Source organism: Candidatus Syntrophosphaera sp., assembly GCA_019429425.1.
GTDB lineage: Bacteria > Cloacimonadota > Cloacimonadia > Cloacimonadales > Cloacimonadaceae > Syntrophosphaera.
In genome coordinates this window covers 1-8,265 of the sequence record JAHYIU010000097.1, presented here as the reverse complement: position 1 = coordinate 8,265, position 8,265 = coordinate 1, and the positions used below count along the sequence as shown (strand labels likewise).

9 protein-coding genes are annotated in these 8,265 nt (G+C 58.8%); 4 read left to right on the top strand and 5 right to left on the bottom strand.

The window, feature by feature from the left end:
• The 5 genes from K0B87_08690 to K0B87_08670 form a co-directional block, all read right to left on the bottom strand.
• Positions 1-392, bottom strand: a 392-nt coding sequence (locus tag K0B87_08690; protein ID MBW6514815.1) for a hypothetical protein, incomplete at its 3' end; no start/stop codon positions are given.
• An 85-nt stretch (positions 393-477) separates the two neighbouring features.
• Positions 478-897, bottom strand: coding sequence for a hypothetical protein (locus K0B87_08685; protein MBW6514814.1), 420 nt, complete (start codon positions 895-897; stop codon positions 478-480).
• Positions 898-908: 11 nt separating this feature from the next.
• Positions 909-2,447, bottom strand: coding sequence for a hypothetical protein (locus tag K0B87_08680; protein MBW6514813.1), 1,539 nt, complete (start codon positions 2,445-2,447; stop codon positions 909-911).
• Positions 2,437-3,315: a hypothetical protein gene (locus K0B87_08675; GenBank protein MBW6514812.1), complete on the bottom strand. Its 879-nt coding sequence runs from the start codon at positions 3,313-3,315 to the stop codon at positions 2,437-2,439. The genes K0B87_08680 and K0B87_08675 overlap by 11 nt, the downstream gene beginning before the upstream one ends.
• 50 nt (positions 3,316-3,365) lie before the next feature.
• A complete protein-coding gene (locus tag K0B87_08670; protein MBW6514811.1) occupies positions 3,366-3,806 on the bottom strand; it encodes an Hsp20/alpha crystallin family protein in 441 nt (146 codons plus the stop codon).
• 135 nt (positions 3,807-3,941) lie between these two features.
• On the opposite strand from K0B87_08670, the gene ispG reads away from it, so the two are divergent.
• From ispG to K0B87_08650, 4 genes are all read left to right on the top strand, one after another.
• On the top strand, positions 3,942-5,009 hold the full coding sequence (ispG, locus tag K0B87_08665) for a flavodoxin-dependent (E)-4-hydroxy-3-methylbut-2-enyl-diphosphate synthase (GenBank protein ID MBW6514810.1): 1,068 nt from the start codon (positions 3,942-3,944) through the stop codon (positions 5,007-5,009).
• Positions 5,002-5,550 (top strand): chromate transporter, encoded by a 549-nt coding sequence (locus K0B87_08660; GenBank protein ID MBW6514809.1) that lies wholly within the window; start codon positions 5,002-5,004, stop codon positions 5,548-5,550. Before ispG ends, K0B87_08660 begins: the two co-directional genes overlap by 8 nt.
• On the top strand, positions 5,547-6,065 hold the full coding sequence (locus K0B87_08655; GenBank protein ID MBW6514808.1) for a chromate transporter: 519 nt from the start codon (positions 5,547-5,549) through the stop codon (positions 6,063-6,065). Before K0B87_08660 ends, K0B87_08655 begins: the two co-directional genes overlap by 4 nt.
• A gap of 574 nt (positions 6,066-6,639) precedes the next feature.
• The coding region (locus K0B87_08650; protein ID MBW6514807.1) for a T9SS type A sorting domain-containing protein at positions 6,640-8,265 on the top strand (1,626 nt) is incomplete at its 3' end.

Here is an 8,265-nt window from a genome sequence, read left to right as displayed (position 1 = left end):
GGACTGATGTTCTTTTGGTAGATCCTGTTCTGCGCAGGCAGGATCAGGGAATTGGAGGCAAAGAGCAAACCCATCACCACCAGGTATTCGTTCATCGTGGCCAGCCAGATGGCGTAGACCATGGTCAACCTGCCCAGGATCCCGGCGATGATGAAATAGCGGGATTTGTGGTTGCTGCGCTCAAAAACGCGGGCCCACCAGACGGAGAAGAAATTTGCCACCGGCCAGAGCATGGTGAGCAGCATCAGTTGCCAATCCTGGGCGCGGAGGGCCTTGCGGGCAATGATGTCCTGCGTTTGGGTCAGAGAAACGACCACACCGTTGAAGAGTGCCGAGATCAGCAGCAAAATGGCGGTGTTGCGTTCCACCGGGCTCAGGTTTTTAAAGCGCATTGTCTATGTTCTTGATCCAGATTAGTATTGGTTGGCACAGATTTTGGGGAGCGGCTTTTGTGTCAAGGGGGTTCAGCGGGGCGGCCTAATAGCTGAAGATATCCCGGTTGCGGAGCTCGAGCGTGGCCCTGTGGGGCTTCTCGCCTTCGCGGAGCGGGCGTTCCAGCTTATCTATCACCTTGCTTTTGAATTCCCGGGAGCCGGCTTTCAGGTCCTCGGCGAAGAAGATGCTGGCTATCTCCGCGCCCTCGGAGTCGTAGACCCTGGCCAGAAGGCTCACCCGCTCTTCACTTGCGCCCTTGTTTTCGATCTCATAGCCCAGGCGCAGGTATTGGCGGTCAAATTCCTCGATGAAGACGCTGTGGATGAGGATCCGTTCCTTGCGGGCCGCGTTGCCGCAGCGGGTCACCAGGATCCCCAGAATGGCGGCCGCGAGGGCGATGAGGAGCACTGTATCCTTGAGTTTGTGTTTGCGCGGGAATTCGAGGCGGTCGACTATGGGCATGGCGGAAACCTTTAAAAGGAAGCCTGCCAGCAGGCGAAGAACTGGTGCCCGGGAGCATCGGCCAGCTCGGAGCGATGCCCGAGCAGAAAGGCGTGGTGGGCCATGATCTCCCAGCGCAGGGAACTTTGCCAGAGGCAGGAAAAGCCGGTCTCGCCCTCCAGCCAGTCCGCTTCGGCGCTGCCGACGATCTCCGGGGGAAAGTGATCCTTGTAGTTCAGGCGCCAGTCGTTGCCCTCGCTGCCCTGCCAGGTGAAGGAGATCTGGCTGTCCCAGCGCAGTTTTGCAGGCAGGGGCAGGTTTAGCTCCGCGCTCAGGTCGAAGAGGTTGGAGCCCTTGGCATAGCCGAGCGGGCGCTGGTCGTGGGAATACATGGAGACGTTGGCGTAGTGGGTGTAGGTCCAGGGCCGGACGGCAGTGAATTCCAGCGTGCAGCGGGGATCGCCGTCTCCGCTCAGGGCCAGGGAGGGCAGAAAGAGGGAAGCGCCGGCCTGGAGGGCGTATTTGTTGCCCCACCAGTTGGTGTAAAACTTGTTGTAGGTAAGCTCGTCCAGGGCGCCGTTGAGGTATATTGTCAGTTCTTCCGAAGGCTGGATGTTCGCCCCGGCGTAGATCAGCAGGTTGTCGCGGTCCTGGAGGTCGTATTTCCCCGTCCGCCAGAAATAGGCCGGCAGGATGTAGCTGAGGTCGAGTTGGTTGCCATAGATGACGGTTTCCCCCAGATACAGCTCCAGCCAGTCCTTAAGCTGGTAGCTCATCTGGTGGAGGGCGAAATACTTGGCGGGCAGACTGCCGTCCAGGCCGAGGCTGTCGGCGATCAGGGTGCCGTGAGCAAAGGAAAAGCGGAAGGCTCCGAACCTCTCTTCGAGGAGCAGGAAATCGTAGTCGTTCACCCTTTCCGAGAGCACCAGTGACCCGGAGATGGAGTTTCCGATCTGGAACTTACCCCGGCCCAGCGCGGCGGTGAGATGCTTGCCGCTGTAGCTGATCTCTCCGTTGACGTTATCCACCAGCTTGCGATTCGAGCTCAGATTGCTGGTCCCGTCCACGAGCGGCGAGCCCAGCGCGGCTCCGGTATCGCCATAAAACCTGCCGTTCCACCAGGTCGCCCGGAAGCGGAAGCGCCCGTTGACCTCGGAATTGACGCGCAGGCCCTTGTACAGAAAGCCGTAGCGGCCGGGGTCGTCCCAGCGGTAATCATAGCCGGCAAAGAAATTGGTCTCCATGGAGTAGTCGGCCTGCTCGTCCTGATGGGCATACTGGATCAGGGCGCGCCGCTTGTCGCCCGGCGAAAAAGCCTCCAGCAGGGAGGATTTGAAGACCTTCCAGGACTCGAAGGGATGGTCCAGCCCCGGCCCCTGGACCAGCGGAACCCGGACGTCATAGCTGTCGTTGACGTTGAGCAGGCTGGAGGAAAGCTGGCTGCGCACAGTGGGCTGGAACGCGGTCCCCTCCCAGAGGGGTTCGGCCCCGCACACTGTTACTGCCAGCCCCATGCAGAGCAGCAGGGCCAGTTTGGGAAAGAGGAGGGAAGGGGAGGGATCAGCTTTCATCGCTTTCGTCAGAGCTCCGGGAGATGATGCTTTCCACATCGCTTGCGCTCAGCCTCAGCTCGCGGGCGATCTCGGACAAGGTCCACCCCTGCTCCAGCAGCTTTTTCGCCATGCGTCCCAGGGTGTCCGAATCCAGGGTCAGGGTGCTGCTTTCCTGCTTGGGCGCGGCGGGGGTTTCCGGGATTTCAAAAGTCTCTGTCGAGGGCCGCTTGCGGAAATATTTGAGGATGACCAGAACGCAGAGGATCAAAGCTATGGCTGGAATGATATATTTGAGCAGGCCGTTCAGCTGATTTGGCTCAACCGCCTGAACCGGTTCCACGGGTTCCTCCGTCAAGGGGATCGGCGGTAGCGGAAGGATGGAATCAACAACGCCTGAATCAGGCTCAGAATAGACATCTTCTTCCAAGGGTGGCTCTGCAAGCGGAACCGGAGCAGCAACAGCCGGGGCTGGGGTCCTGGGTGCCTGAACGGGCCTGGGCTTGGGCGCCGTGGTGCCGGGGGCCTTGATTGTGACCGTGATGCGGCTGTTATCGGAGTTGGCGCTGTGGCTGATCGCGTATTGGCCCATGGTCCGGATCACCACGTTGCCTGTGGTTCCGTCGCTGTAGGCGTTGATCAGGTCGATCACCCGGCTCAGCCTGGGGTATTGGGGGATGATGTTCACCGATTCGACGTTCTGGATAGCGACCCGGACCCCATTGCCTCCGGAGAGTTCCTGCACCTTGAATTGCGCGGGCCCGGAAAGGTCTATGCTGACCTGATTTGAGGTTTTGGACAGGTCCACCGACCTCACGGATTCGATCTTCACGGCCGCGCAGCCAAGGCTCAGGCCCAGCGCGAGCGCCACCATTATCACTTTTCGCATCAATCCTCCCGCGGGCGTTTTCGCATCTGCCGCCCCGTTTTCTAAAGCACTCATTCTATGGGTATCAGCCTTTCCACCGTGGCCAGGATGGAGAAGGCGATCCGCAGGATGCCGTCCAGATATTGCACCTTGGGGTTGTCCTTGTCCAGGCTCAGGTCGGGAAAGAAGATCCGGCGGTCGAATCTGCCCGTGTCGATCTCCATGCTGTGGTAGGAGGTCTGGCAGTTCTCGGAGTGCAGGTTGCGCGAGCCGCTGATCCTCAGGTATTCGGCCGTGACCGAGATGCTGATCTCTTCCTTGTTCACTCCGGCCAGTTCGACCAGGATCACCCACTGCGAGTCTGTCTGGTAAACATCGCATTTGGGATGCCAGACGTCGTCGATGGCGTCCTCGATGGCCAGGGGGCTGTTCGTGAGCGAGGAGACCTCGCCCAATATCTTCAGCATTTCCCTGCGGATGCCCTTCAGATTGGAATAGATTCTGTCTTGCATGATTCCCTTCCCGGCTGTGTCGCGAGCCAAATCTCATAATTTCTAACCACTCAAATGCCGGCAACTTTTTGGTCAAGGATTATATGTGGCCGGGAATTAGATTGACAAAAAATCAAGCCACGCCCGGATTGAAATATGAATGAGATAAAAAGAAGGCCCACCCGCCGGATCCAATTGGGAAAGCTTCCCATCGGCGGCGGAGCGCCCGTTTCCATCCAAAGCATGCTCTCTGTGCCGACCTCCGACGTCAAGGCAGCTTTGGAACAGATCCGCGCCCTGGAGAAAGCCGGCTGCCAGGTCATCCGCTTTTCCGTCACGGATCCCAATGATGCCGCCTCGATTCCTGTATTCAAGCGGGAAACAGACCTGCCCCTGATCGCGGACATCCATTTCGACCATCGCCTGGCCCTGGCCGCTTTGGAGGCCGGGATCGACGGACTGAGGATCAATCCGGGCAACATTGGTTCCCGGGAGAAGGTGGAGGCGGTGGTCAGAGCGGCCGCGGAAAGGAGTGTGCCCATCCGCATCGGCGTGAACAGCGGTTCCCTGCCCAAAGAGCTTTTGGCCAGATACGGCGTGAGCGCGGAAGCCATGGTCGAGGCCGCCCTTTCCCACGTGCGCATCCTCGAGGAGCTGAATTTCGAGGCGATCAAGATCTCCGTCAAGGCCTCCCATCTGCCTCTGATGCTGGCCAGTTACCGCGCTCTCAGCCAGAGGGTTGATTATCCCCTGCACCTGGGCATCACGGAATCCGGAACGCTGCTCTCCGGCAGCATCAAATCCGCCCTGGCCCTGGGGATCCTCCTCTCCGAGGGCATCGGCGACACCCTGCGCGTTTCCCTCACCGCCGATCCGGTGGAGGAAGTTCGCGTTGCCAAACAGATCCTGCAAGCCCTGGAACTGCGCAAGGGCCTGAACATCATCTCCTGCCCCACCTGCGGGAGGACGCGGATCAACCTGCTGCGGCTGACCCAGGAGGTGGAAGAGGCCTTGCAAGGCCTCGCGGATGAGCCGCTCACCATTGCCGTGATGGGCTGCGCGGTCAACGGCCCCGGCGAAGCGCGGGAAGCGGATTTCGGGATTGCCGGCGGAGACGGGGAAGGCCTGGTCTTTGCCCGGGGCGAGATCGTCAAAAAGGTTCCCGAAGCCGAACTGGTGCCGGAGCTGCTGAAATTGGTCAAAGCCAGGATGGAAGTTGAATAGAAGGCTGCTGGCCATTTTCCTCACCTTCCTCAAGATCGGCGCTTTCACGATCGGCGGGGCCTATGCCATGATCCCCCTCATCCGCAGGGAGGTGGTGGAAAAGCGGCGCTGGATCACCAACGCTGGCTACCTCAACGGACTGGCCGCCGCCCAATCCTGTCCCGGGCCCATCGCCATCAATCTCAGCGTCTATATCGGATTCCACGTCAAGCGCGGCTGGGGCGTCTTCGCTGCTGTTTTGAGCACCGTTCTGCCCTCCCTGCTCATCATCATCGCCATCGCCGCCCTGTTCAGCCACTACGCGGACCTGCCCCTCGTCCGCAAAGCCTTTCACGCCCTCAAGCCCGCCGTGGTGGCCCTGATCGCTGTACCCCTGATCCAGATGACCCGCGGTGCCGGGCTCGGCCCGCGTAATTTCTGGCTGCCCCTCGCGGCGATCATTCTGGTGGGGCTTCTGGGGGTCAGCCCCATCTATCCGATCCTGGGCACCATCCTTTACTCTCTGCTCCAGAGTTTCTGGCCTAAAAAGGGGCCCGTGTGATCTATCTCTCGCTGTTCTGGACCTTCTTCAAGATCGGCCTGTTCAGCTTTGGCGGCGGCTATGCCATCCTGGCCATGATCCAGCAGGAGGTTGTGACCCGCCACGCCTGGCTCACCGCGTCCGAATTCACGGACATCGTGGCCGTTTCCCAGATGACCCCGGGACCGATCTCCATCAACGCCGCCACCTTCATCGGCTACCGCCAGGCGGGGGTCTTCGGCTCGCTGCTCTGCACCTTTGGCGTGATCCTGCCCTCCATCCTTCTGATGCTGGCCATCACCCTCTCCTATGTGAAACTGCGCAGGCAGCCCTGGTTTCAAAACGTGCTCAAGAAACTGCGCTGGTTGTCGCTCGGACTGATCGGCGCCGCGGCCATCCTCATCGGCGAAGGCGCTTTCACGGACCGCTTTTCCGTGGGCGTGTTCGTGATCTGCCTGATCATCTACTGGCGCTTCAAACCCAACCCCATCTATCTTCTGCTCGGCGCCGCGGCGGTGGGGATGATCCTCGGCTGAGGCCTCAGCCCTTTTCCCCTTGGTGTAATTCGTTTATAAGTGGAAACGTGGAAGCGTGGAAACGTGAAAATCGTGAATTCGTGTAATTCGAGGACACCGCCATCACGCCACCCCTTTTCCCCTTCGTGTAATTGGCGGACAGACCCCCCTTTTTCCTGACTCACCCGCCTCTTGCCCACCTCCCGCCGAGTAACCGCCCGTTTGGCGGGTGGTGGGCGGGTGGTAAGTGAGGGGTGGGTGAGCTGGGAAAATGGGCGAAATCTGGAGTCCATGCCCTTTTTTTGCCAACGGATAGGACAGATTATACGGATTCAACGGATAAAGAAAGCGCATACCGTAACACCGGCTTCAGCGGGTCGTTTCACCAGCTTAAGCTGGTTTTTCATTTCAACTCCCAAAAGCCGGCTAAAGCCAGCGGAACGACCGGCTGAAGCCGGTGTTACGTCACCACGCCACCACGCCAAAACGTTAAAACGCCAAAACGCTAAAACCCTAAACCCAAAAAAACTCTTGACCTATTCCTCCCGATTATTTAAACATCTTTCAAAGGTTTTTATCAATGAAAGGAAGAAAAATGAAAGGCATGAAAGGTTTTCTGCTCTGCGCCGGTTTGCTTATCCTGGCGCTTGTGTTAGCCGCGCAAACCCCGCAGTGGCAGTGGGCTGTGGGCGCGGGAGGGACTGAAAATGATTATGTCCAGTTTATAGCCATAGACAGCCAGGGCAACCAATATGTGGCCGGGGCTTTTAGCGGCATAGCCAGCTTCGGCGACCATACACTCACCTCAAGCGGATACGATGATATATTTGTTGCCAAGCTGGATTCAGCAGGCAACTGGCTCTGGGCGGTGAGCGCGGGAGGGATAAGCTGGTGGGACGCAGGTAGTGGCATAGACATCGATGGGGTTGGCAATGCCTACCTGACAGGTGAATTTTGGGGCACGGCCATCTTCGGAACTCATACCCTTACCTCAAGCGGATTTAACGATATCTTCGCCGCCAAACTTGATCCCAACGGAAACTGGCTCTGGGCGGTCAGTGCAGGAGGGCTATATATTGACTATGGGTTAAGCATCGCCGTGGATTCTGCGGGAAATGCCTTGCTGACCGGGAATTTTAGATATACAGCCAGCTTTGGAGACCATACCCTCCCCTCAAACGGATCGGAAGGGGGGGATATCTTCGTTGCCAAACTGGATCACAACGGCAATTGGCTCTGGGCGGTCAAAGCGGGAGGGATAGGCGCTGACGCGGGAACCTGCATCGCCGTGGATTCTGCGGGAAATGCCTTCCTGACAGGGTATTTTGAAGGCACAGCCAGCTTCGGCCCTCACACCCTCACCTCAAGCGGATATGAGGATATCTTCGCCGCCAAACTGGATCCCGCCGGCAATTGGCTCTGGGCGATGAGTGCGGGAGGGGCAAGCTATGATAGTGGGGTTGGCATCGCCGTGGATTCTGCAGGAAATGCCTTGCTGACCGGGGCTTTTCAAGTAACAGCCAGCTTCGGCGCCCACACCCTAACCTCAAGCGGGAGTTATGATATCTTCGCCGCCAAGCTGGATCCCACGGGCAACTGGCTCTGGGCGAAAAGGGCGGGAGGGGCGCTCTGGAACGCAGGGTCGGGCATCGCCGTGGATGAAGATGGCAATGCCTACCTGACCGGGGCATTTGAAGGCAACGCCAGCTTCGGCACGCATACCATCAACTCAAGTGGAGATAGGGACATATTCGCCGCCAAGCTGGACCCTGCGGGTAACTGGCTCTGGGCGGTCAGGGCAGGCGGAACAGGTTATGAATATGGGGAAGGTATCGCCGTGGATTCTGGGGGCAATGCCTTCCTGACCGGGAATGTTTTTTTGGGTCCAGCCTGCTTCGGCGACCACACCATCATTTCAAGCGGGGGCTATGACATCTTCGTCGCCAAACTTGGTTCAGGGACACCGGTTGATGAGGATCTGATCCCGGAGACATCTGCTTTATCGCGCCTCTATGACGCGTATCCCAATCCCCTGCGCCCTGGCCAGACAGCCATGATCAAAACGAATGTAGCAGAGCGGGAAACCGGCATCTTCACCGTCCTTAACCTGCGCGGCCAAGTCATTTCCCGCCATGCTCTCGGCCCGGGCAGCCATCAGATCAGCTTCGCCAGCGGCAATTTACCTTCCGGGGTATACCTGTATCAACTCCAAACCCCAAGC